The 24567-nt window shown below is 58.8% G+C and carries 22 protein-coding genes and 2 pseudogenes; 4 read left to right on the top strand and 20 right to left on the bottom strand.

The window, feature by feature from the left end; all coding sequences use genetic code 11:
* Positions 1-70: 70 nt before the first annotated feature.
* The 6 genes from FDG13_RS09225 to guaB all read right to left on the bottom strand — a co-directional run bounded on the left by FDG13_RS09225 (position 71) and on the right by guaB (position 7052).
* Entirely contained in the window at positions 71-985 is a 915-nt protein-coding gene (locus FDG13_RS09225) for an adenylate/guanylate cyclase domain-containing protein (RefSeq protein ID WP_180126952.1), read from the bottom strand.
* Positions 986-1038: 53 nt separating this feature from the next.
* Positions 1039-1998 (bottom strand): LD-carboxypeptidase, encoded by a 960-nt coding sequence (locus FDG13_RS09220; RefSeq protein WP_180126950.1) that lies wholly within the window; start codon positions 1996-1998, stop codon positions 1039-1041.
* Positions 1995-3065, bottom strand: coding sequence for a tRNA adenosine(34) deaminase TadA (tadA, locus tag FDG13_RS09215; protein WP_180126948.1), 1071 nt, complete (start codon positions 3063-3065; stop codon positions 1995-1997). The genes FDG13_RS09220 and tadA overlap by 4 nt, the downstream gene beginning before the upstream one ends.
* Before the next feature lie 76 nt (positions 3066-3141).
* The gene (locus FDG13_RS09210; protein WP_180126946.1) at positions 3142-3777 is read right to left on the bottom strand and encodes an FMN-binding negative transcriptional regulator; all 636 of its coding nucleotides are present in this window, start codon (positions 3775-3777) and stop codon (positions 3142-3144) included.
* A 59-nt stretch (positions 3778-3836) separates the two neighbouring features.
* Positions 3837-5453 (bottom strand): glutamine-hydrolyzing GMP synthase, encoded by a 1617-nt coding sequence (guaA, locus tag FDG13_RS09205; protein WP_180126943.1) that lies wholly within the window; start codon positions 5451-5453, stop codon positions 3837-3839.
* A gap of 129 nt (positions 5454-5582) precedes the next feature.
* Entirely contained in the window at positions 5583-7052 is a 1470-nt protein-coding gene (gene guaB / locus FDG13_RS09200; protein WP_180126941.1) for an IMP dehydrogenase, read from the bottom strand.
* A 154-nt stretch (positions 7053-7206) separates the two neighbouring features.
* On the opposite strand from guaB, the gene FDG13_RS09195 reads away from it, so the two are divergent.
* Positions 7207-7722 (top strand): DUF4124 domain-containing protein, encoded by a 516-nt coding sequence (locus tag FDG13_RS09195; protein WP_180126939.1) that lies wholly within the window; start codon positions 7207-7209, stop codon positions 7720-7722.
* 24 nt (positions 7723-7746) lie between these two features.
* On the opposite strand, the gene FDG13_RS09190 is transcribed toward FDG13_RS09195, so the two are convergent.
* Both FDG13_RS09190 and FDG13_RS09185 read right to left on the bottom strand, forming a co-directional pair.
* On the bottom strand, positions 7747-8079 hold the full coding sequence (locus tag FDG13_RS09190) for an RnfH family protein (protein ID WP_180126937.1): 333 nt from the start codon (positions 8077-8079) through the stop codon (positions 7747-7749).
* Positions 8080-8083: 4 nt separating this feature from the next.
* Positions 8084-8521, bottom strand: coding sequence for a type II toxin-antitoxin system RatA family toxin (locus FDG13_RS09185; RefSeq protein WP_180126935.1), 438 nt, complete (start codon positions 8519-8521; stop codon positions 8084-8086).
* A gap of 68 nt (positions 8522-8589) precedes the next feature.
* Between FDG13_RS09185 and smpB the strand changes: the two genes are divergently transcribed.
* From smpB to FDG13_RS09170, 3 genes are all read left to right on the top strand, one after another.
* Complete coding sequence (gene smpB, locus FDG13_RS09180) at positions 8590-9063, top strand: SsrA-binding protein SmpB (protein WP_078365627.1); 474 nt, start codon at positions 8590-8592, stop codon at positions 9061-9063.
* Between the two features lie 128 nt (positions 9064-9191).
* A complete protein-coding gene (locus tag FDG13_RS09175) occupies positions 9192-9668 on the top strand; it encodes a MarR family winged helix-turn-helix transcriptional regulator (protein ID WP_180126933.1) in 477 nt (158 codons plus the stop codon).
* Positions 9669-9803: 135 nt separating this feature from the next.
* Positions 9804-10229, top strand: a complete 426-nt coding sequence (locus FDG13_RS09170; protein WP_180126931.1) for an organic hydroperoxide resistance protein — start codon at positions 9804-9806, stop codon at positions 10227-10229.
* Positions 10230-10236: 7 nt separating this feature from the next.
* On the opposite strand, the gene FDG13_RS09165 is transcribed toward FDG13_RS09170, so the two are convergent.
* From FDG13_RS09165 to FDG13_RS09115, 12 genes and pseudogenes are all read right to left on the bottom strand, one after another.
* The gene (locus FDG13_RS09165; protein ID WP_180126929.1) at positions 10237-11343 is read right to left on the bottom strand and encodes an enoyl-CoA hydratase/isomerase family protein; all 1107 of its coding nucleotides are present in this window, start codon (positions 11341-11343) and stop codon (positions 10237-10239) included.
* The gene (locus tag FDG13_RS09160; RefSeq protein WP_255435179.1) at positions 11340-12215 is read right to left on the bottom strand and encodes a DMT family transporter; all 876 of its coding nucleotides are present in this window, start codon (positions 12213-12215) and stop codon (positions 11340-11342) included. Before FDG13_RS09160 ends, FDG13_RS09165 begins: the two co-directional genes overlap by 4 nt.
* A 134-nt stretch (positions 12216-12349) precedes the next feature.
* Complete coding sequence (gene typA, locus FDG13_RS09155) at positions 12350-14173, bottom strand: translational GTPase TypA (protein ID WP_180126927.1); 1824 nt, start codon at positions 14171-14173, stop codon at positions 12350-12352.
* Between the two features lie 11 nt (positions 14174-14184).
* Positions 14185-15132 carry a tRNA pseudouridine(55) synthase TruB gene (gene truB / locus FDG13_RS09150; protein WP_180126925.1) on the bottom strand — a complete coding sequence of 316 codons (948 nt, stop codon included), beginning with the start codon at positions 15130-15132 and terminating at the stop codon, positions 14185-14187.
* A 6-nt stretch (positions 15133-15138) separates the two neighbouring features.
* On the bottom strand, positions 15139-15507 hold the full coding sequence (rbfA, locus tag FDG13_RS09145) for a 30S ribosome-binding factor RbfA (RefSeq protein ID WP_078365619.1): 369 nt from the start codon (positions 15505-15507) through the stop codon (positions 15139-15141).
* Positions 15508-15525: 18 nt separating this feature from the next.
* Positions 15526-18084, bottom strand: a pseudogene (infB, locus tag FDG13_RS09140) (translation initiation factor IF-2); the annotation flags it as partial.
* A 68-nt stretch (positions 18085-18152) separates the two neighbouring features.
* A pseudogene (locus tag FDG13_RS21365) lies at positions 18153-18453 on the bottom strand (translation initiation factor IF-2 associated domain-containing protein); the annotation flags it as partial.
* A gap of 79 nt (positions 18454-18532) precedes the next feature.
* The gene (gene nusA / locus FDG13_RS09135; protein ID WP_078365617.1) at positions 18533-20032 is read right to left on the bottom strand and encodes a transcription termination factor NusA; all 1500 of its coding nucleotides are present in this window, start codon (positions 20030-20032) and stop codon (positions 18533-18535) included.
* Between the two features lie 17 nt (positions 20033-20049).
* Positions 20050-20685: a ribosome maturation factor RimP gene (gene rimP, locus FDG13_RS09130; protein WP_180126920.1), complete on the bottom strand. Its 636-nt coding sequence runs from the start codon at positions 20683-20685 to the stop codon at positions 20050-20052.
* A gap of 135 nt (positions 20686-20820) precedes the next feature.
* Positions 20821-22434, bottom strand: a complete 1614-nt coding sequence (locus tag FDG13_RS09125; protein WP_180126918.1) for an ABC transporter ATP-binding protein — start codon at positions 22432-22434, stop codon at positions 20821-20823.
* Positions 22431-23501 (bottom strand): ABC transporter permease, encoded by a 1071-nt coding sequence (locus FDG13_RS09120; protein WP_180126916.1) that lies wholly within the window; start codon positions 23499-23501, stop codon positions 22431-22433. The genes FDG13_RS09125 and FDG13_RS09120 overlap by 4 nt, the downstream gene beginning before the upstream one ends.
* Positions 23467-24501: a microcin C ABC transporter permease YejB gene (locus tag FDG13_RS09115; protein WP_180126914.1), complete on the bottom strand. Its 1035-nt coding sequence runs from the start codon at positions 24499-24501 to the stop codon at positions 23467-23469. Before FDG13_RS09115 ends, FDG13_RS09120 begins: the two co-directional genes overlap by 35 nt.
* Positions 24502-24567: the final 66 nt, after the last annotated feature.

Here is a 24567-nt window from a genome sequence, read left to right as displayed (position 1 = left end):
ATTGTAGGCAGTGCCCGCTGTTTTTTGGGCCGTTTGCGCAAACCCGGCAAACACCCCTGCGTTGACGCCGTCAGATCACCAGAAAACCAATCACCGGCGCGCTGGGGTCGCTGAACGGCGTTCCCAAGGCCACTTCACCACGACCATGCAAGACGCACTCCTCGCGGCGCAGCAGCAGGTCGGCGCCACCACCGGCAAACCGGATCCAGCAGCCGTAAGAACTGAGGTCTACCAGCACCACATTGCCATTGCGCCAGTCAAGGCGCGCATGGGTGCGCGACACGCGTGCATCACTCACCACAAACTCGACCTGATGGGTTCGGCCAATGTGGATAGGCAGGTCAAATGCGTTGAACACCCTTTTCTTGTCCAGCCAGGTCAACTCAATATGTGCACCTAGGACATCCCGGCCACCAAAGCGGCTGGGCACAGCAAAACCTGCAGCAATGGTCAGCAATTCGGAGCCTTGGTTGTCTTGCCACTCGACCTGGTACACCTTGCAGGACTCGGCCCGACCACGGATGTGGATGGGCCCGAGCATGCGAAAACGCTCGTCTGGCACATCAAAACCGTCTTCGATGGCGTCACTGTTGACCCAAATCTGATGAGGGCCGGTCAGCTCACTCAAGCGAGCGGCAATGTTGACAGCGTCGCCGTAACAGTCGTCGTCCACAATTTCCACACCACCACGGGCCACACCAATACGCAGCGGCATATAGGCTTTGGGTGGCATACGCCCCAGCAACTGCTGGTAGGAACGCTGCAGGTCCATCACCGCCAGCACTGCCTTGGTGCTGTCGGTGAAAATGATCAACACACCATCACCCAGAAACTTGACAACCCTGCCCCCCTGGGCGCTGCAGCGCTGGGCCACCCATGCAGTGGCCTGGGTGACCAATTCGGTGGCCTTGGCATTGCCCAAGGCCTCGAAAACGCCTGTGCTACCAAACAGGTCAGCAAAAACAACGGTGGATTGGACACTCATACCTGTTGAATTCCGGTGGCTATGCTGCGAGTTTAGGTCATGCGCGTGACCGATCAAACATGGCCCCACACCAGCAGCACATCCCGTGCGTTGACACTCAGGTCAGCCCGGGCGCCCACCGGCAACAACACCTTGGTCTGGACATGCCCGTACGGCAAGTTGGTCAGGATCGGGCAACTCACCTGCTGCGACAACCACTGCACCACACTGGCGAGCTTGAAACCCCGGTCATGTGAGGTGAGCTTGAAATCGATGAACTGGCCCAACACAATGGCTTTTTGGCGCTTCAACACACCCGCGTACAGCAGTTGGGCCAGCAGACGTTCAATGCGGTAGGGGTGCTCCGCTACATCCTCCAGAAACAGGATGCCGCCTTTGACCTTGGGAAAATAAGGCGTGCCCAACAAAGAAGCCAGCATCGTCAGATTGCCACCCCACAACACCCCATCTTCTATGTAAAATGTGCCTCCAGCCCTTTTGAAATCAGGGCTTATAGCTACCATTTCTGCATCAAACTGAGGCTCTTGACGCAGCTGACGCCAGCCGGTACCCTCCCCTTGGCCACACAACAGGTCGTCAAAACAGGCTTCCATGATGTCATCTGGCCCGTCCTGCGCGCCAAACCCCTCACCGAGTGCCGGACCGGCCCAGGTGACAGCGCCGGTTTTGGCCAACACCGCGCTCTGAAACGCGGTGAAGTCGCTGATGCCGACAAACTGCATGCCTTTGTCGATGGCTTTGGCGATCTTTTTGTAGCGGATATCGGGCAGCAGGCGCGTCAAGCCGTATCCACCGCGAGACATCAGCGCCACGTCGGCACCGCTGTCGGCGGCACGGTGGATGGCGGACAGGCGGGTGGCGTCGTCGCCCGCAAAACGCTGGTGGCTGGCCAGCGCGGCTTCGTCCACCTCCACCTCATGGCCCAAGCTCTGCAGCCGTTTGATGCCGCGTTTGAAGGCCGCCTTGTCGCGCACAGCGCCGGATGGGGAGTAGATATAGATGTGTTTTTTCATACGGAGTGGCTTGGGCTCGACCCACATGGGCTAGGCAGGATTTTCAGCGAAGAAAACGCCTGCGGACCGGCGAGATGGCCTTTATCTGGATAAGGTGCGTACAAAGCCTCGTTGTCGAGTGCATCGGTGTGCGCCACCACGATGCCCACCACACTCTGGGGCGCCATCATCTGGAGTTTGTGCGCCAGCGGCAAGGCCGACTCGGCCACCACCAACTGCACAGCGGGCAGGCCCAGCCGCTGGATCAACTCCAACAGCACCTGGGCGTGCCAACCCAGGGTGTGAAAAGCTTTCTTTTTGGGTTTATCACTCTTGCCAAAACCAATCAGGTCCGGGCAGATCACACGTTGCCCGGCAGCAGAGGCTTGTTGAATCTGGCTGCACCAGGCGTAACTCCATTCCTGCACCCCGTGCAGGCACAGCTGGGGGGCACTGGCTGACGCAAGGTCGGTGTCCAGATAGTGCAAGCGCAAACCGGTCAGACTGGGCAAATCATGGACATAAAAGGAAGTGGCTGCGCAAGCGGGCAGATTGGCAAAGCGACTCTCTGGTGTGCGCAGGGCATCCTCACGCAAGGCCCTGCCCGCCTGAGCCGCTTGTAATTGCTGACGGGTCCGCTGGTGTTTGAAAAAGTCCTGCAACAACTTGGCACAGGTCTCCTGCAACACGCCGCCTTGCACTTGGGTATGGTGGTTGAGTTGGGGCTGGGCAAACACGTTGCTCACCGAGCCTGCAGCACCGGTTTTGGGGTCTAGCGCACCAAACACCACCCGTTTGAGGCGCGCGTGCAACATGGCACCCGCGCACATGGTGCACGGCTCCAGCGTGACAAACAACTCGCAGTCATCGAGCCGGTAGTTGCCCAGGTGTTGTGCTGCCGCACGCAGGGCGGCGATCTCGGCATGGGCGGTGGGGTCGTGCGACGCGATCGGGGCATTGCGCCCCACACCAATGATCTGGCCGTCACGCACCACCACCGCACCCACCGGCACTTCACCCGCAGCCCCGGCTGCCTGTGCCTGGGCCAGCGCAGCCTGCATCCAGGTCATGTCAGCTGTCTCGGACATGTTTGACCCAGGTGTTGTCACAGTGCTACTAGGAATGGGCGACATCCACCCGCGCCCAAGAGGGGCATGCAAGCCATCAGGTCTCCTCCCGGATCGCACCGATCAGCCCCAGGCGCACCATCCAGTCCGCCAACACCCGCTGGTCTGCCGTGCCGCTGGCATAGGTGCTGTAGAGCGCCTGATGGGACTCAGGCCGGTGCTGGTTGAGTTTGAGCTTGCATTGCCAATCCATCACCTCCAGCTCAAACGCCACCATGCCTGCCATCATCTTGTGCTGGAAGTCCTCCCCCAAGCCGCGCCATTGCTGCGCGTAAGCGGGGTCGTGTTCATGGATCAGGTGTTTGAGCAAGCGGTCCTTGTCATCAAAGTGCTCGATCAGTCGCGCCTGAACGGTGCACTGCACGGTCAGATAACTCCAGGTGGGCACCCGCGCGAGATCCGGGTAGACACTCGGGCTCATGTAGGCCTGTGGCCCCATGAAGCTGACCACAGCCTGGGGACGCGCCTGCAGGTAACGCCAGTGTGGGTTGGGTCTGGCGCAATGGCCCAGCAACAGCCAACGCCCCTCCTCTTCAAGCAAATGCAGCGGCAGCGGCGTGATGTAAGGCAGGCCCTTGTCATCCACCGAAATCAGACTGGCGAACGGGTAACTGCGGATCAGCTCGCTGGCATGCGAGGGGTCAGTGGAAGCGAACTGCGGTGGCACATACATGTGGCGATTATTGCAGCTCACCCTCGCCGCAACACGCCACATGCACTAGGCCGGGATGCTTATTCCCACTCGATGGTGGCAGGTGGTTTGCTGCTCACATCGTAGGTAACGCGGTTGATGCCGCGCACTTCGTTGATGATGCGGCTGGACACCTTTTTGAGCAGCGCGTAGGGCAACTCGGCCCAGTCAGCGGTCATAAAGTCGCTGGTTTGCACCGCACGCAGCGCCACCACATAGTCGTAGGTGCGGCCGTCACCCATGACACCGACGCTTTTCACCGGCAGGAACACGGTGAACGCCTGGCTGGTGAGCTGGTACCAGGTTTTGCCGCTGGCTTCATCGACAAAGTTGTGCAGTTCTTCGATGAAGATCGCATCGGCCCGGCGCAACAGGTCGGCATATTCTTTTTTGACCTCGCCCAGAATCCGAACGCCCAGGCCCGGGCCGGGGAACGGATGGCGGTAAACCATGTTGTAGGGCAGGCCCAGTGCTACACCCAGTTCGCGCACCTCGTCCTTGAACAGCTCACGCAGGGGTTCCAGCAGCTTCAGACCCAGTTGCTCGGGCAGGCCACCCACGTTGTGGTGGCTCTTGATCACCACGGCCTTCTTGTTCTTGGCGCCACCGGACTCGATCACATCCGGATAAATGGTGCCCTGGGCCAACCACTTTGCACCTTTTTTGGTAGCATCAGATGCTTTTAGTGCAAGGGCTTGCGCCTTAAAAACCTCAACAAACTCGCGACCGATGATCTTGCGTTTGGCTTCCGGCTCGCTGATACCGGCCAGGTGACCCAGGAACTGGTCTGCGGCATCTACACGTACCACCTTGGCGTGCAACTTGCCGACAAACATATCCATCACCATGTCGCCCTCATTCAGGCGCAACAAGCCGTGGTCGACAAATACGCAGGTGAGTTGGTCACCAATCGCGCGGTGGATCAGCGCAGCAGCCACCGAAGAATCAACACCACCAGACAGGCCCAGAATGACTTCCTCGTCACCGACCTGGGCGCGGATTTTCTCGACCGCTTCGCTGATGTAGTCACCCATGATCCAGTCGGCACGTGTGCCGCAGATGTCCAGCACAAAACGCTCCAGAATCGCCGCACCACGCTTGGTGTGGGTGACTTCGGGATGGAACTGCACCGCGTAAAAACGACGATCTTCGTCGGCCATGCCAGCGATCGGGCAGCTGTCGGTGCTGGCCATCAGCTTGAAGCCAGGAGGCAGTTCGGTGACCTTGTCGCCATGGCTCATCCAGACCTGCAACATGCCGTGGCCCATGGGGGTGGCGTAGTCTTGAATGCCGTCGAGCAAGGCGGTGTGGCCATGGGCCCGCACATCGGCATGGCCAAACTCGCGCTGGTGACCACTGGTCACCACACCACCGAGCTGGTGCGCCATGGCTTGCATGCCATAACAAATGCCCAGCACTGGCAGACCCAGCTCAAACACCACTTGGGGTGCCTTGTCGGTGGTTTCTTCGTAGATGCTGGCGTGGCTGCCCGACAGGATGATGCCTTTGAGGCTGCCGTCGCGCGCATAGTCACGAATCCACTCGTCACTCACATCACACGGGTGGACCTCACAAAACACATGTGCTTCACGGATGCGCCGCGCAATCAGCTGGGTGACTTGAGAGCCGAAGTCGAGGATGAGAATTTTTTGATGCATTCAATAGCTCCGGAAAATGGTTGACAGTAGCCAGAAACACCGTGGAACCGGCTTCGCCGGGCCACTGGTGTTGCCCCCTGCAAGGGGGGTGGCGCAGCGACACGACGTGCGCGCAGCCTGGGGGTGTGCCTAGTCCGCCCTGTAGTTAGGCGCTTCTTTGGTGATCTGCACATCGTGCACATGGCTTTCGCGGATACCGGCTGAGGTGATTTCGACAAACTCGGCCTTGTTCTGCATCTCTTCAATGGTGGCACAGCCACAGTAACCCATGCTGGCACGCAAGCCACCGGCCATCTGGAACACGATGGCGACCATCGAGCCTTTGTACGGCACGCGGCCTTCAATGCCTTCGGGCACCAGCTTGTCGGCATTGGGGTTGCCACTGCTGGACTCCTGGAAATAACGGTCGGCACTGCCCTGTTGCATGGCGCCAATCGAACCCATGCCACGGTAGCTCTTGTAGCTGCGGCCCTGGAACAGGATCACTTCACCAGGTGCTTCTTCGGTGCCGGCAAACATGCCACCCATCATCACCGTGCCAGCGCCGGCCGCGATGGCTTTGGCAATGTCACCGCTGAAACGGACGCCGCCATCGGCAATCAGGGGCACACCGGTGCCTTTGAGCGCGGTAGCCACACTGTCGATGGCCATGATTTGTGGTACACCCACACCCGCCACAATGCGGGTGGTGCAGATCGAGCCCGGGCCAATCCCGACCTTGACCGCATCGGCACCGGCTTCGACCAAGGCCAATGCAGCAGCACCGGTGGCGATGTTGCCGCCAATGACCTCGACTTGCGGAAAATTCTGTTTGACCCAGCGCACCCGGTCAATCACGCCTTTGCTGTGGCCGTGTGCGGTGTCCACCACAATCGCATCCACTCCGGCGCGGGCCAGCAGTTCCACGCGTTCTTCGGTGCCCTCGCCCACGCCCACGGCAGCGGCCACACGCAGTTTGCCATGGGCGTCACGGGCGGCATTCGGAAAGCTGGTCTGTTTGGTAATGTCTTTGACGGTGATCAGACCCTTGAGCTCAAACGCATCGTTGACCACCAGCAAACGCTCGATCTTGTGCTGGTTCAGCAGCACCTTGGCCTGCGCCAGGGTGGTGCCGTCGGGCACGGTGACCAGCTTGTCACGCGGTGTCATGATGTGGCTGACCGGCAGGTCGTAACGGGTCTCGAAGCGCAGGTCACGCCCGGTGACAATGCCCGCCACCTTGCCGCCATCGATCACCGGGAAACCCGACACACCCAGTTGCTCGGACAAGGCCATCACCTGGCGCACCGTGTGATCAGGTGTGATCACCACCGGGTCGCGCAGCACACCAGACTCATAACGTTTGACCTTAGACACCTTGGCAGCCTGCTGCTGGGCGGTCATGTTTTTGTGCACTACACCGATGCCGCCTTCTTGTGCGATGGCAATCGCCAGGCGCGACTCGGTCACCGTGTCCATGGCGGCAGACACCAGGGGCAGGTTCAAAGCGATATTGCGGGTAAACAGGGTGGAAAGAGAGGTGTCCTTTGGAAGGACTTGGGAGTACGCAGGCACCAACAAAACATCGTCGAAGGTGAGCGCTTTGCCAATCAGGCGCATGGTTTAAGCTCCAAATCGTCAATTGTATCTGGCCTGATCAGTGGGGCTCTTCTGCGGCCCAGGCGGCATGTGCGGCCCCGCCAGAACGGCACTGTTGCGACAAAACCGCATGAAAACACAGCACCCGCGACTGAGTGGCATAAACTTGCGCCCCATGAACCCATTGATCCGCTTTTTCACAATAGTTGCCGCACTGTTGCTATCCACAGCGGCCATGGCGCAATGGCAATGGCTGGACACGGATGGCCGCAAGGTGTTCAGCGACCGCGCACCACCACCCAGCATCCCTGACAAAAACATCCTCAAACGCCCCGGTGGGCCACGGGTCTTGCCAACATTGACCAACCAGGACAGTCCGGTAGCCGCCACTGACGTGCCTGCAGCTGCCGCCAGCAGCGCACCCAAAATCAGCGGTGTCGACAAAGAGCTGGCTGACAAGAAGAAAAAGGCCGAGCAGGAAGAAGCTGCCAAACGCAAGGCCGAAGAAGACAAACTGGCCAAAGCCAAGGCCGAGAACTGTGCCCGTGCCAAGCAGGCCAAGGCCAATTACGACTCGGGTGTGCGCATCGCACATGTCAACAAACAGGGTGAACGCGAGATCATCGACGATGCCACCCGGGCGGCTGAGTCACAACGTCTTCAGGCGATCATCAATTCCGATTGCAAGTGATTGGCTAGCGCAGCAGCGCCGCCCTTAATAACCAGCTTTGGCGCCCGGGCGCTTTTTCACAAAGAGGCCGGCGGCGCGTGCCCCCTGTTTCACAAAACGCTCACGCCGCGCCACTTTTGGGTCGACTCGAAGTGGTCGGCAAATCTCCACTCGGTCCTGGTCACGCAGGGCGTGTGTCAAACCCACCTGCCGACCCCAGACCCCCATCAGCAGCTTTTGGGGGTTCAGCTCGGGAAAACTCTGAAGCAGCCCACTGAGCTGCAAGGCGTCCAAAACACAACTGGGTTCAGCCAAGCTCAGAGGCACTTCGTAGACCTCACGCGCCGTTGGCGCATACACCACACACACCCGGATCACGGTTTCACTCGCCGTAGACCTGTTTGGCACGGTTGATGAAGGCGTCCACCATGTTGCTGGCGATCTTGTCAAACACCGGACTGATGAGTTTGCCCAAGGTGCTGTCAAAACCGTATTGCAAGACCAGCTCCACCCGGCAGGCGCGCTGGTCTACGCCCAGAGGCACAAAGTTCCACTCACCTTCCAGCTTGGAGAAAGGCCCGTTGACCAGTTTGATGATCACCTGCTGGTCCACCACATGGGCGTTTCTGGTGGTGAAGGTTTGGTGGATGCCACCAAAAGCGATGCCAATTTCGGCCAGCATGCCGTTCTCTTCGTGATTGACCACTCGGGCCTTGTCACACCATGGCAAGAATTGGGGGTAGGCGTCCACATCCACCACCAGTCGGTACATTTCTGCAGGGCTGTACCAGATTAAAACGGACTTTTTGACAGTTTTCATAGAATGGAGCTTTGCGCGGGATTGTAGTCAAGCCTGGTTCGCATTCATTCCCACTCAAGCTCTCCCCCATGGCCAAAAAACCCGACACCGCAACCCGCATTGCTGACAACAAAAAAGCGGCATTCAATTACTTTTTTGAGGAACGCTTTGAAGCCGGCATCGTGCTCGAAGGCTGGGAGGTCAAATCCCTGCGTGAAGGTAAGGTGCAGCTGACCGACGGCTATGTCGTCATCCGCAATGGTGAGTTGTTCATCATCGGCCTGCAGATCCAGCCCTTGGGCACCGCCTCCACCCACATCACCCCGGACAAACAGCGCACCCGCAAACTGCTGATGCACCGGGAAGAAATCAAGCGCCTGATTGGCAAGGTCGAGCAAAAGGGTTACACGCTGGTGCCGATCAACCTGCACTGGAAAGCAGGCAAGATCAAGTGCGAGGTAGCGCTGGCCAAAGGCAAGGCCGAGCACGACAAGCGCGACACCATCAAGGACCGCGAAGGCAAGCGTGAAGTGGAACGCGCCATGAAGTCACGCCAGCGCTGAACGCGGGTGAGCGATGGTTTTAACCGTCGCTGAGCCATCGAAGATCTGCTGTTGGATCAGCGGCGTTCACTTTCATTATTTTTATTAAGTCGCTTGCAAACAAATCGTGTGCTATGTATAATTCAGGCATGCCTTCACACACACCGCCTTTGCCAATTCAGCCTGAGCCATCGCTGCTTCTGAGTGAGCAGTTGTGTTTTGCCTTGTACTCAACGATGTTGGGGATGAACAAGGTCTATCGCAAGTCTTTGCAACCCTTGGGCATCACCTATCCACAGTACCTGGTGCTGATGGTGTTGTGGGAGCGTGATGCCATGACGGTCTCTGAAATTGGTGAGCGCCTTTTCCTGGATTCGGCGACCTTGACACCGTTGCTCAAACGCATGGAAAAGCAGGAGCTGTTGCAACGGGTTCGTGCCAAAGCCGACGAACGCCAGGTGATCATCAGCCTGACGTCCAAAGGTCATGCGCTTCAAGAGTCCGCCAAAACAATGGCTTTGGGTGTGTTCTGTGCCACCGAAAGCACCCCTGATGAACTGATGGCCTTGCGTGACAGTTTGCTGATTTTGCGAAAAAGGCTGTTCAAAAATGCATGCTCACAGTGAGCACCGCAACAAAGAACCGAGTTTTTAAAGTTTATATGTAGTGCGCTATTTAATAGCTATCTATTTCTGTTGACATGGCGCATCAACAGTTCTCACCAAGTCGCCGAGTTGTTAAATCTTTACTGGAGTTTCACCATGTCCATCGCACAAGTTCTCTATCGCGCACATGCCACGTCCACCGGAGGCCGTGATGGCCGAACCGTTGTTCCTGATGCCAAGCTGGATCTCAAACTGACCACACCCAAGGAATTGGGTGGCGCAGGTGGTGAAGGCGCCAATCCTGAACAGTTGTTTGCTGCAGGCTACAGCGCGTGTTTTATCGGTGCCATCAAGTTCGTCGCCGCACGTGACAAGATTGCCCTGCCCGCCGATGTCTCGATCGAGAGCAGCGTTGGTATTGGTGCGATTCCCAACGGTTTTGGTATCGAGGTTGACCTGAAGGTTTCATTGCCAGGCATGGCGCGCGACGTCGCCCAGGCGCTGGTCGACAAAGCCCACATCGTTTGCCCTTATTCGAACGCAACGCGCGGCAATATCGACGTTCGTCTGACCCTGGCCTGAGCCCAGTTCAGGTCAAATCTCGTAGCGGGTGGCTGTGTCGCGCCCAGGGACTGTCAAAAAAGGGCAGCACCATGTCGGGCGTGACATCTTCAATGCGCGCGGGATGCCACTTCGGCTGCTTGTCTTTGTCAATCACCAGGGCGCGAACGCCCTCGGCGGTCTCGGTCTGGGCCGCAGAGCGGCCCAGGTGCGCCGGGAAGAAACAATGGCGCACCATGTCGCGCTCCATACGCAACTCGTCAGCCAGCGCCATCTGACGGGCCCGGCGGACCTGTTCCAGCGTCACATGCAGCATCAAGGGTGAGCGCTGGCGCAGCTGCTGGGCTGTGTGTTGTGCCCAGTCGCCAGGGTCAGCCTCCAGGGCCTGCACGATGCTCAGCACGGACGCTTTGCCGAAATATTGGTCAATTTGGTCTCTAGCCCTTGTATCAAAAGGGCTAGTAGCTACTGAATAAGTAGCTATCAAAGCATCCAGGCTCGCATGATCCAACGACTCAAGCTGGGCCAACGCGTGCCAAACATCGGGCAGCTGCGCCACCTCGATACAGTGGTCGGCCAAACCCAGGACGACGGCGTCGCCCGCTGTCAGGGTGGTGCCGGTCAGTGCCAGCCATTCGCCCACATGCCCTGGACAACGGCTCAAGAAATAACCGCCCGCCACATCCGGAAACAGGCCAATGGAGGTCTCGGGCATGGCCATTTTTGTACGCAGGGTCACCAGACGGTGTGATGCGCCTTGGCTGATGCCCATGCCCCCACCCATGACCACACCGTCCATAAAGGCGAGGTAGGGCTTGGGATAGGAGTGAATCAGGTGGTTGAGGGTGTATTCCTCGGTGAAAAAATCCTCAGGACTGGGGTCGCCCGACAACAGCGCCTGGTGAAAGAAGCGGATGTCACCGCCAGCACAAAAGGCCCCGAACGGCCCAGTTTTGTTGCTGCCGCGAATCGCCACCGCCTGCACCTGATCGTTGTTGCGCCAGTCCAGCAGGCAGATCGTCAGGCCCCGGATCATCTGCAAGCTCAGCGCATTGAGTGCAGCAGGGCGGTTCAGAGTGATAAAGCCTACTTGGCCACGGACTTCTGTCAGCACGTCACCCGCAACAACACTCACGCCCTGCCCCGCCAAGCCACTATTTCATTGGCCACCAGGGCCCCAATCACCAGTGCGCCGCCGACAAACACATCATGCCCTGGCACCTCGCCCGCGCCAAACCAGGCCAGCAAAATGCCAAAAATCACCTCCAGCAAACCCAGCAGCGCCACCTCAGGGGCTTTTAACACCTTGGTGCAGACCACCGCCAGCGTACACGGGATCGCCAGTTGCACCAGACCAAGCCCGGCCAGCAGGCCCAGGTCATGGGCTGAGGCCTGAAACGGCCAGGCCAGCGGCAGTGTGATCAGCGCCGACAACGCCGCGCCAATCAGCACCGCAGGAATCAGGTCCACATCATGCCCCTGGGCGTGGGAATGTTGGGTGACGGTCCAGTTGGCTGCACCAGAGATCGGCACACACAGCGCAACCAGCGTGCCCGCCAGGCTCATGCCCTGCCCCAACTGGCTGGCGTACATGTAGGCAATGCCAAAACCCGCCACAGCAATGGCCAACCAGGTACGCGCCGGGATGCGGTGCCCGATGAACAGACGCGCGGCCAGCGCGGTCAGCAGCGGTGTCAGCGACATCGTCACCAGCACATTGGCCACCGTGGTGAGCATGATGGCCAGCATGAAGAAGGTGAACATGCCGCACCAGCACAGCCCTGACACCCACAACGCAGTGCCGCCATGGCGCATGCGTGCAAACACAGCACGCCCTTGCAGCAGGGGCAACAGCACCAAAAGAGACAGTGCTGTGAACAGGCTGCGCCAGAAGGTGACTTCAAATTTCTGGGCGTGCTCCAGATGGCGTGTGACAACGCCGGCGATAGACCACATCAGGGTCACCGCCACCATCAGCAGCACTGCACGGTTATGCGAGAGTTTCAAAAATCACCTTCCTACATCAGAAGAGACGCCTCAAACGTAAAAAAGGCGCTGCCATCACCGCCGAAGCGGGACTGACAACGCCCTCGTATTCCCGCAAGCACAAAGAACAAGGACTTTGCGATTGCCTACAAGCTTTAGCGCCCGGCGCGCTTGCGCTCGCCCTCGGTCAGATAACGCTTGCGCAGTCGAATTGACTTGGGCGTGATTTCGACCAGCTCATCGTCCTCGATGAATTCCACACCGTATTCCAGCGTGCATTCAATTGGCGGCGTGATCTTGGCAACATCTTCCTTGCCCGACACACGGAAGTTGGTCAGCTGCTTGGTACGCGTGGCATTTACCACCAGATCGTTGTCGCGGCTGTGGATACCAACAATCATGCCCTCGTAAACCGGATCGTTAGGCTTGACGAACATACGGCCACGGTCATCGAGTTTGCCAAGCGCGTAAGTGAAAATTTCACCCGCATCCATGGAAATCAGTACACCGTTTTTGCGGCCACCAATGTCGCCTTTATGCGGCTCGTAGCTGTCGAAGATGTTCGAGATCAGGCCAGAGCCACGCGTCAAGTTCAGGAACTCATTGGTAAAACCAATCAGGCCACGCGCCGGAATACGGTATTCCAGGCGCACGCGACCACGGCCGTCTGGCTCCATATTGACCAGATCGCCCTTGCGCTCGCCCAAGGCCTGCATCACGCCACCCTGGTGCTGCTCTTCGATGTCGGCGGTTACCAGCTCAATGGGCTCGTATTTTTCACCATCAACCATCTTCATCACCACACGTGGCTTGGAGACAGCCATCTCAAAACCTTCGCGGCGCATGTTTTCCAACAGAATCGTCAAGTGCAGTTCGCCGCGGCCCATGACTTCAAAAATACCTTCCTCGTCGGTTTCCTTGACGCGCAAAGCCACGTTGTGCTGCAACTCTTTTTGCAGGCGGTCCCAGATCTGGCGGCTGGTGACGTATTTGCCTTCACGACCCGCCAATGGGCTGGTGTTGACGCAGAAGTTCATCGTCAGCGTCGGTTCATCGACCTTGAGCATGGGCAGCGGCGCCGGGGTGGCCGGGTCGGTAATGGTCACGCCGATACCAATGTCATTGATACCGTTAATCAGCACGATCTCGCCAGGACCGGCGTCGGTGGCTTGCACGCGCTCCAGGCCCTGGAAGGTCAGCACCTGGTTGACACGGCCCTTGACAGCCTTGCCGTCCGGGCCTTCCATGACCACCACGTCCATCATCGGTTTGATCGTTCCCTGGCTGATACGACCCACGCCAATACGACCGACGAAGGTCGAGAAATCGAGCGCAGAAATTTGCAACTGCAGTGGTGCCGCAGGGTCACCCTGCTGGTGCGGCACGTGTTTGAGGATGGTGTCGAACAGGGCCGACATGTCGGGGCCCCACTGCTCACCCTGGCCGCCCTCTTCCAGCGACGACCAGCCGTTGATGCCCGAGGCGTACACCACCGGGAAATCCAGTTGTTCATCGGTGGCACCCAATTTGTCAAACAAGTCAAACGCGGCATTCACCACATACTGCGGACGCGCACCGGGTTTGTCCACCTTGTTCACCACCAGAATCGGCTTCAAACCCAAGGCCAGCGCCTTTTTGGTCACAAAACGGGTCTGGGGCATCGGGCCCTCTTGCGCGTCAATCAGCAGCACCACACCGTCCACCATCGAGAGCGCACGTTCCACTTCACCACCAAAGTCGGCGTGTCCGGGGGTGTCAACGATGTTGATGTGGGTGCCTTGCCAAGTCACAGCGCAGTTTTTGGCCAGAATCGTGATGCCACGCTCTTTTTCAATCGCGTTGTTGTCCATCACGGTGTCGACCACTTTCTCGTGCTCGGCAAAGGTGCCGCTTTGGCGCAGCAACTGGTCAACCATGGTGGTTTTGCCATGGTCAACGTGGGCGATGATCGCAATGTTTCGGATTTGTTTATGAGCCATGGTTCACTTTCTTAAATAGCTTGAGTCATCTGTTCAATTTCAATCGGGCTCAACAAGCGCCCGGGGATCAATTCACCGGCCACCACCTGTGCTGTCCCCAGCAACACCTGGCCATTTTCTGCATAAACCGCTACCTGCGCTGCATCCGGCCAGGAGCCCCGGCGCCGCAAACCGCTTGAAAACCTGGCGGCATTCTCCTTGTCCAACATGACCACGGTGTGATCCGGCAACAAGGACGACACCGGCAACAGGCATCTCAGGCGATCTTCCTCAGTCATGGCTTCCAGCGCCGCCAGCGTGACACACTGGGCAGCGGTGTAGCCACCGGTTGCCACCCGGCGCAAGGCGCTCAGATGAGCGCCGCATCCCAGAGCCTCACCCAGGTCTTCACCGAGGGTGCGGATGTAGGTGCCTTTGCTGCACTTCACTTCCAGATCAATAGCACTATGCCCTTTATCTGTAAGGGCTAGAGCCATATTTAGCTTGTAAATCTGCACTTGGCGAGGCGCCCGTTCAATCTCGATCCCGGCGCGGGCATACTCGTACAGCGCCTTGCCATCTTTCTTCAAGGCACTGTGCATTGGTGGCACCTGGCTGATGGGGCCGGTGAACTGCGCCGCTACCCGCGCCACATCCTCTGGCGACACGGCCACCGGGCGGGTTTCGATCACATCCCCTTCCGCATCGGCGGTGCTGGTTTTGACACCCAGGCACATCACCGCTTCATACGTTTTGTCCGCATCCAGCTGCAATTGGCTGAACTTGGTGGCTGCGCCGAAACACAGGGGCAACACCCCGCTGGCCAAAGGGTCCAGCGTACCGGTGTGGCCCGCTTTTTCGGCGCGCAACAGCCATTTCACCTTCTGCAAAATATCGTTGCTGGACCAGCCCAATGGCTTGTCCAGCAGTAGCACCCCATGCACGGGGCGCCTGGCAACCCGTGCTCGTGGCGCATTCATATGAGCTCAGTCGTCCTTGACCCGGGAAGCCACCGCGCGCGCAATCAGCGCGTTCATGTCCGCAGCACGCTCAGGGGTCTGGTCATAAACAAAGTGCAGCGTGGGCACCGTGTGGATATGCAGGCGCTTGAACAGGCCGGCGCGCAGAAAACCCGCAGCCTGGTTCAAACCTTCGGTACACGCTTTCACGTCACCCGCTAGCAGGCTGAAAAACACCTTGGCGTGGGCGTAGTCGGGAGTGACCTCAACGCCCTGAAGCGTCACCATGCCCACACGCGGGTCTTTCAACTCGCGCGCGATCAGTTCGGTCAGATCCCGCTGGATCTGGTCGGCCACCTTGAAGGCGCGGTTGGGAGCAGCTGCTTTTTGACGCACGTTGATCTCTTGTCAGTTTTACAGCGTACGCGCCACTTCGCGGATCTCGAAGAACTCCAGCACGTCACCTTCTTGGATGTCGTTGTAGTTCTTGATGTTCAAGCCGCAATCGAAGCCTTCGCGCACTTCCTTGGCGTCGTCCTTGAAACGCTTGAGCGATTCGAGTTCGCCGGTGTAGATGACCGTGTTTTGACGCAACAGGCGCAAACGCGCGCTGCGGCGAACAATACCGGAGGTAACCATACAACCCGCGATGGAACCAATCTTGGAGACCTTGAAAATCTGGCGAATTTCGGCGGTACCAATGATTTCTTCCTTCTTGTCCGGTGTCAGCATGCCCGACATGGCCAGTTTCAGGTCGTCCACGGCGTCGTAAATGATGTCGTAGTAGCGGATGTCCACGCCGTTGTTTTCGGCCAGTTTGCGCGCACCGGCATCAGCACGGGTGTTGAAGCCGATGATGACCGCCTTTGCCGCAATCGCCAGATTGACGTCGGACTCGCTGATGCCACCCACAGCGGCGTACACCAGTTGCACCTTGATTTCGTCGGTGGAGAGCTTGAGCAGCGACTGCGCCAAAGCTTCCTGCGAACCTTGTACGTCAGCCTTGACGATGATCGGCACCATCTTGACCTCGCCCGCTGTCATGTCGGTGAACATGTTCTCGAGCTTGGCGGCTTGTTGTTTGGCCAGTTTGGTGTGGCGGAACTTGCCAGCACGGTAGGTGGCGATTTCACGGGCACGGCGCTCGTCCGACAACACCATGAATTCATCACCGGCCTGGGGCACTTCGGTCAGACCCTGGATTTCAACCGGGATCGACGGACCTGCCGTCTTGATGGTTTTGCCGTTTTCATCCAGCATGGCACGCACGCGACCAAAGGTCTGGCCAGCCAGCACCACATCGCCGGTTTTGAGCGTACCGCTTTGCACCAACACAGTGGCCACCGGGCCGCGGCCCTTGTCCAGCTGCGCTTCGATGACCAGGCCCTTGGCCATGGCATCCACCGGGGCCTTCAATTCCAGCACTTCGGCTTGCAACAACACTTGTTCCAGCAACTCGTCAATACCGAGGCCCGTCTTGGACGAGACCGCCACAAACGGCGAACTACCACCAAAATCTTCGGGGATCACATCTTCCACCACCAGCTCGTTTTTGACACGTTCCGGGTTGGCATCGGGTTTGTCGGCCTTGGTGATCGCCACCACAATTGGCACACCCGCAGCTTTGGCATGTTTGATGGCTTCTTTGGTTTGCGGCATGACACCGTCGTCCGCAGCCACCACCAGAATCACGATGTCGGTGGCTTGAGCACCACGGGCACGCATGGCGGTAAACGCCTCGTGACCCGGGGTATCAAGGAAGGACACCACACCACGGGCGGTTTGCACATGGTAGGCGCCAATGTGCTGGGTGATGCCACCGGCTTCACCCGAGGCCACCTTGGTGCGGCGAATGTAATCCAGCAAGGAGGTCTTGCCGTGGTCAACGTGGCCCATGACGGTCACCACAGGTGCACGCGGCAGAGATTCGGCTTGTTGCAGGGAGACTTCATCATCGGTGAAGGCTTCCGGATCATCTAGCGCCGCCACAATCGCCTTGTGACCCATTTCTTCGACCAAAATCATCGCGGTGTCTTGGTCCAGCGGCTGGTTGATGGTGACCATCTGGCCCAGCTTCATCAGGTGTTTGATCACCTCAGAGGCCTTGACCGCCATCTTGTGCGCCAACTCGGCCACGGTGATGGTTTCAGGCACATGCACTTCCAGCACGCGCGCCTCGACCGGGGCAGCTTGGGTGTGATGGTCGTCACGATCACGGTCATTGCTGCCGCGACGGCCACGTGGGCCTCCGCGCCAGTTGCTGCTGCGACCAGCGCCAGCACCGGTGTCTCCACGGGTCGGAATGCCTTTTTTCTTGGCCGGATCGCCTGCCCAGCTGCTGGACAATTTGGCTGATTTCACCTCTTTGCCAGCACCAGCGGCGGCCGTCCCTGGCGCAGCCGGTGTCGCCGGTTTGGCGGCTGGGCTGCCTGCAGGTTTGTGCAGGGTGCCCTTGATGCCAGCCTTGGCCGCTTCGGGCGCAGGCTTGGGTGGCTCTTCTTTTTTGGGCGGCAGCTTCTTGCCAGGCTGCGACATCATCAAACGGATGGCAGCGGCCTCGGCTTCGGCCTTGCGGCGACGCTCGGTCAGGTCAACAGCGCGCGCGGCTTCTTCGGCAGCACGGGTCTGCGACTCGGCAGCGGCTTTTTCTTTGGCCTGGGCCTGGGCTTGCAATTGCTGTTCGGCAGCGGCTTTCTCAACCGCCACGGCTTTGGACTGGGCGCTGGTCGTCTCAACCGGCGCCGATGTGACTACCGGTGCCTTCGCTGCCTGTTCTGCCTGAGCCTTCTGACGCGCAGCCAGTTCCAGAGCAGCTTGCGCTGCCGCTTTTTCGGCCGCTTCACGGGCAGCAGCTTCCAGCGCCTCACGTTGGCGGCGACGTTCTGCCAGTTCTTCTTCCTGGCGGCGAATCAGTTCTGCCTGACGTCGCGCCTCTTCTTCGCGGCGGGCCAATTCAGCCTGGTCAATCAATGGCTCAGTGGTGTCGGGTGTGTCGTCTTGTTCCTCACGTGGCGCAGCGACTCCCGTCGTCTCCAGTGGCTCGTCACGACGCACAAAGGTCCGCTTCTTGCGCACCTCCACCTGGATGGTGCGTGCCTTGCCGGTGGCATCAGCTTGCTTGATTTCGGTGGTCGATTTCTTAACCAGGGTAATCTTTTTGCGCTCAGCCGATGCTGTCCCGTGGGCGGTTTGAAGAAACCCCAACAGGCGTTGTTTGTCAGCCTCTGTGAGGGTGTCAGTCGGGGCTGCTTTAGCCACGCCAGCCGACTTCAGTTGCTCGAGCAAGGTGTCGGGAGATTTTTTGAGTTCGTTTGCGAACTCGGCGACGGTCATACTGGACATTTGTGGGGTAACCTTTAGTTTCGGCTGAAGCCACCCGAAGGGCGGCAGCCAGCCTTTACTGAAACTTTGTATTCATGATTCAAGACGCTTGAGACGCTGCATCACCGGAAAACCAGTGCGCACGTGCTTTCATAATCATCGCGGTCGCAGCCTCTTCAGATTGCCCCGTGATGTCAGTGAGTTCATCGACCGCCAGGTCGGCAAAGTCATCCAGCGTATGGATGCCATTGTCGGCCAGCTTGCTGATGTGTTCCGCAGAGAGCCCCTCCAGATCAGCCAGCTCGGTTGCCACCTTCTCGACATTTTCCTCGTTGGCGATTTCCATCGTCAACAAAGCATCTTTGGCGCGGGTCCGCAACTCGTTGACGGTGTCTTCGTCAAAGCTCTCAATTTCCAGCATTTCTTCAAGCGGCACATAAGCCACCTGTTCCAGGCTGATGAAACCTTCGGCAATCAGCAAGTCGGCAATTTCCTCGTCCACATCGAGCTTTTCCATGAACAAGGCACGGCTGGCGTCCACTTCATGGGCTTGCTTTTCGGCCGACTCAGCGGCGTCGAGGATATTGATCTTCCAGCCGGTCAACTCGGAGGCCAGGCGCACGTTCTGACCACCCCGACCAATGGCAATCGCCAGGTTTTCCTCGTCCACCACCACATCCATGGCGTGACGCTCTTCGTCCACCACGATGCTGGTCACATTGGCAGGCGCCAGGGCACCAATCACGAACTGGGCCGGGTCTTCGCTCCACAGCACGATGTCCACACGTTCACCAGCGAGCTCATTGGTCACACCGTTGACACGGGTACCACGCACACCCACACAGGTGCCAATGGGGTCAACACGCTTGTCATGCGAGAGCACCGCTATCTTGGCGCGAGAACCAGCATCACGGGCGCAGGATTTGATCTCCAGCAGACCCTGCTCGATCTCGGGCACTTCGTTGCGGAACAGTTCAACCATGAACTCAGGCGCCGAACGCGACAGCACAATGGGCGCACCACGCAGGGTCAGATCCACTTCCATGATCATGGCGCGCACCCGGTCGCCAGTGCGGAAATTTTCTTTGGGGATCATCTCGCCACGTCGCAAACGGCCTTCCACACGACCCGATTCCACAATCAGGTCACCCTTATCCATGCGTTTGACGGTGCCCACAAAAATCTTGTCACCACGCGACATGAAGTCGTTGAGCAACATTTCGCGCTCGGCATCGCGGATTTTTTGCAGGATGACCTGCTTGGCAGCCATCGCGCCAATACGGCCAATCGGCACCGACTCGATGGTCTCTTCAATGTACTCATCCACCTCGATGTCAGGAATCTGCTCAAGCGCCTCAAACAGCAAAATTTCCTGGTCGGGCAGTTGCAAACCAGCCTCATCGGGCACCACGTGCCAGCGCCGGAAGGTCTCATAGACACCGGTATCACGATTCAGGGACACACGAATATCCACATCGCCCGCGTAAAGCTTCTTTGTGGCCTGGGCCAGCGCCGCCTCAACCGCGCCAAACACCACGTCACGTTCCACGTTTTTCTCACGTGAAATGGCGTCTACCAACATTAACATTTCGCGATTCATGCCATGAGTCTCCTGTTTCAATTCGATTCAAATTCTTCGCCACCAACTTCAGCCCCACCGGTGTGTCCCCGGCCTTTGAAGCTGACGATGGGCGCCAAACGGGCATCCCGCAACTCATCCAGCGTAAAACCCAGAGCCTGCAGCGGCGCCAATGGCCGCTTTTTGCTGACTTTGGCTCCCGGCTTCACCTCGGGCTCATCACGCCAGACAATCTGCCAGCAACCCACACTTGGCGCATCAGCACCCGGCATCTGCTCTGCCAACTCCAGCACACCCCGAAATTTTTTGCGATTGGCGCTCACCTGTCCAGCAGCAGCCACACCCAAAGGCGCCTTGAGGGTGATGTCAATCACCTGACCCACAAAACGCTCAAAATCTTGCTGATGCCGCAATGGCCGATCAATCCCCGGCGAGGAGACCTCCAACCGCTTGTACTCAATGGCATCCACTTCCAGTGCGAACTGCAACTGGCGGGTGACTTTTTCACAATCCTCCACCGTGACAAACTGCTCTGAAGCAGTCACACCGTCAACCGGCGGCACCCAGGGCAAGTCGATCGTGACGCGCAGCAAACCACCGGCAGAGCGGTCAATCTCCACCAGGTCATAACCCAAGCCAATGACAGTTTGTTCAACGATTTCTTTTAGCGCCACCAAAACCCCAGATAAAGCCGCAATGCACCCAAAAACAATCGACCAAAAAAAACGGGCGGAAGTGACTCGCCCGTTTGGTCGTGAAGCGACGGATTGTACCTGAAAAATGTCTGAAAAGCTTTGATTTTTAACGCTTTAATCCGCTGCACGCACCAAAATCCGGGTGTAGGCGTGGTTTGGCTGGCTCAGCACGGTCTCCACCGGCCCCGATTCAAGCACCTGCCCTGTTTTCATCACCAGCACCGTGTGCGCCATGGCTCGGATCACCGCCACATCGTGGGTGATCAGCAGGTAGCTCAAACCACGTTCGCGTTGCAGTCGCTGCAGCAGTTGCAACACCTGCTTTTGCACCGTCACATCCAGCGCACTGGTGGGCTCATCCAGCACCAGAACCTGCGGCTGGATGATCAGCGCACGCGCAATCGCCAAGCGCTGACGTTGGCCACCCGAGAACTCATGCGGGTAGCGCCCGAGCAAGGTGCTGAGCGAGCCCGTGGTGTCCCGATCCAGCCCCACATCGTGTAGTGCTTGCACAACACGTGAACGGCGTTGCTCTGGCGACGTCAGGGGCTCAAACACACCCAAACCTTCACCCACGATGTCTTCCACCGTCATGCGGGGTGACAGCGATGAGAACGGGTCCTGAAACACCACCTGAATCTGCCGACGCAAGGCTTTGTCACCCGCGCCGGTGGCGCCCCAACGGCCACCCGCCACACTCAACCGCCCCTGGCTGGGCAGCAAACCCAGCACCGCCAAGGCCAGTGTGGACTTGCCAGATCCGGACTCTCCCATCACGCCAAGTGTCTGGCCAGGCAACAAGCTGAAATCGGCCCCCTGCACCGCCACAAACTCGCCGCGCTTGAACCAGCCTCTCAGGCCCGGCAAGTGTGTCGGGTAAGTCACACGCAGGCCCTGGGCCACCATGACGGGGTCAGCTTCGCTGGCAACCGCGTTGCTGGCCAGCGGATCACGCTCTGGGCGGCTGGCCATCAGACGCTGCGTGTAAGGGTGTTGCGGCTGTGCAAACAAGGCTGCTGTGCTGCCCTGCTCCACGATGTGCCCCTGCTCCATCACCACCACACGGTCGGCAAACCGGCGCACCAGGTTCAGATCATGCGTGATCATCAGCACCGCCATGCCACGCTCGCGCTGCAGGCGGTCCAGCAGGTCCAGAATCTGGCCGCGCAGGCTCACATCGAGCGCGGTGGTGGGCTCATCCGCCAGCAGCAATTTCGGCTGGCAGGCCAGCGCCATCGCAATCACGGCGCGCTGGCGCTGCCCGCCGCTGAGCTGGTGCGGGTAGGCCAGGTAGCGCCGCTGCGGCTCCTCAATGCCGGTTTCTGCTAACAAATCAATAGCTAGCTGCGCACATTTCACCTGGGCTAGCCCCTGTTTGAGGGCAATGACCTCGGCAATCTGGTCGCCCACACTCATCAGCGGGTTCAGCGCCGTCATCGGCTCCTGAAAAATCATGGCGATGTCCTGGCCCCGGATGATCCGTAACTCGCGCTCTGGTAATGAGAGCAAATCACCCCTATTAAACAAGGCCCGGCCGGTGATTTTGGCATTAGCCACCAGGCGCAGCAGGCTCAACGCCGACACCGTCTTGCCCGAGCCGGACTCACCCACCAAGGCCAGCTTTTCACCAGCGTTGATGTGAAAACTGATGTTATGCACGACCGTGTGGGTACCAAAAGACACCGACAGGTCGTGCACGCTGAGCAAGGGTGTGGCGTTGCTGCTCATACGTCCGCCTTGCGCGGGTCCAACGCATCACGCAGCGCGTCGCCCATGAAGGTCAGCAGCAGCAGCGTGACCACCAGCACGACAAAGGTGAACAGCGAAATCCACCAAGCGTCGATGTTGTTTTTGCCTTGCGACAACAACTCCCCCAGCGACGGGGTACCCGGCGGCACACCAAGACCCAGAAAATCGAGCGAGGTCAGCGCCAAAATGGCACCACTCATGCGAAACGGCAAAAATGTCACCACCGGCGTCATGCTGTTGGGCAGCAGGTGCCGGGTGATGATGTGCCAGTTGCTCACCCCCAGCGAACGCGCGGCACGCACGTAGTCAAGCTGGCGGTTGCGCAAAAACTCGGCGCGCACATAATCTGACAGGCCCATCCAGCCAAACAGACTCAGCAGCACCAGCAGCAGCGCCAGGCTGGGCGCAAACACCGCACTGAAAATGATCAGCAGGTACAACTCGGGCATCGAACCCCAGATCTCGATAAAACGCTGAAAAGCTAGGTCTGTTTTGCCCCCAAAAAAACCCTGGATCGCCCCGGTGATGATGCCCAGCACGGTGCCAATCGCCGTGAGGGCCAGCGCAAACAAAACACTCACCCGAAAACCGTAGATCAGCTGCGCCAGCAGATCGCGACCCCGGTCGTCGGTGCCCAGCCAGTTCTCGCGCGTTGGCCCGGACGGGTTGGGTGCTTTGGCAAAGTAATTCAGCGTTTTGGGGCCATACGGGTTGAGGGCAAACAGCGCCCAGTTGCCGTTGGAACTCAAGCGCTCGCGGATGAACGGGTCCAGATAGTCGGTGCTGGCCTCAAAGTCGCCCCCAAAGGTCTTCTCGGAGTAGTCCTTGAGCACCGGCACATACAACTCACCCTGATAGCGCACCAGCAGCGGCCGGTCGTTGCTGATCACCTCGGCAAACAGGCTCAACAGCACCAGCGTACAAAAAAGGATCAGGCTCCAGAAGCCCAGCCGGTTGCGTTTGAAGCGCAACCAGGCGCGCTTACCTGGGCTGGGCGATTTGGCGACAGGCTCAGTCAAATTTGACACGCGGGTCCACCCAAACATAAGACAAATCGCTGACCAGCTTGGTCACCAGACCAATCAGCGTGAAGAAATACAGCGTGCCCAGCACCACGGGGTAATCACGCCGGATGACACTCTCGTAACTCAGCAGCCCCAGGCCGTCGAGTGAAAACAGGGTTTCGATCAACAGCGAGCCGGTGAAAAATGCACCGATGAAGGCCGCTGGAAAGCCGGTCACGATCGGGATCAGCGCGTTGCGGAACACGTGTTTCCACAACACCTGACGTTCACTGAGACCCTTGGCGCGGGCGGTGATCACGTATTGTTTGCGGATTTCTTCCAAAAACGCATTTTTGGTCAGCATGGTGGTCACCGCAAAACTGCCCAGCACCATCGCAGTGACCGGCAGCGCGATGTGCCACAGGTAATCCACGATACGTGCACCCCAAGTCAGTTCATCCCAATTGCTGCTGGTCAGGCCGCGCAGGGGGAACCATTGCAACTGGCCCCCAAAAATCACCAGCAGCGCCACCCCCAGCACAAAACCGGGTATCGCGTAGCCCACCAGCACCAGCAGCGTGGTGACCAGATCAAACTTGGAGCCGGCACGCACTGCCTTGGCCACACCCAGCGGCACCGCAATCAGGTAACTGATGAAAAACGTCCACAAGCCCAGACTGATCGATACCGGCAATTTCTCCCAGATGAGATCCGCCACACTTTTGTTCTGGAAAAAACTTCGGCCCAAATCGAACCGGGCAAACTGGCCCAGCATCTGAACGAAGCGCTCGTGTGCAGGTTTGTCAAAGCCGTACAGCGCCTTGATCTGTTCAATGCGTTTGGGGTCCACCCCCTGCGCGCCACGGTAACTCAAGCCCCCTCCTTCGGCCACCGCGCCTTTGCCCACGCCCGCTTTGGCCTCGGCCAGGTACTGCTCCACCGGGCCACCGGGCACAAACTGGATCACCACAAAAGTGATCAACAGCACCCCCAGCAAGGTGGGGACCATCAACAGCAGGCGTTTGAGGATGTAGAGCCACATATCAGTACCGTGCCATCAGTTGGTGCAGGCCTGCTACAGCGCAAAAGCCAGAAACACCGTGGAACC

It is taken from the genome of Rhodoferax sp. BLA1 (assembly GCF_013416775.1).
In the GTDB taxonomy this organism is placed as follows: Bacteria; Pseudomonadota; Gammaproteobacteria; order Burkholderiales; family Burkholderiaceae_C; genus Rhodoferax.
The sequence above is the reverse complement of the archived record's forward strand: the minus strand, read 5'-3'. Positions and strand labels throughout refer to the sequence as shown.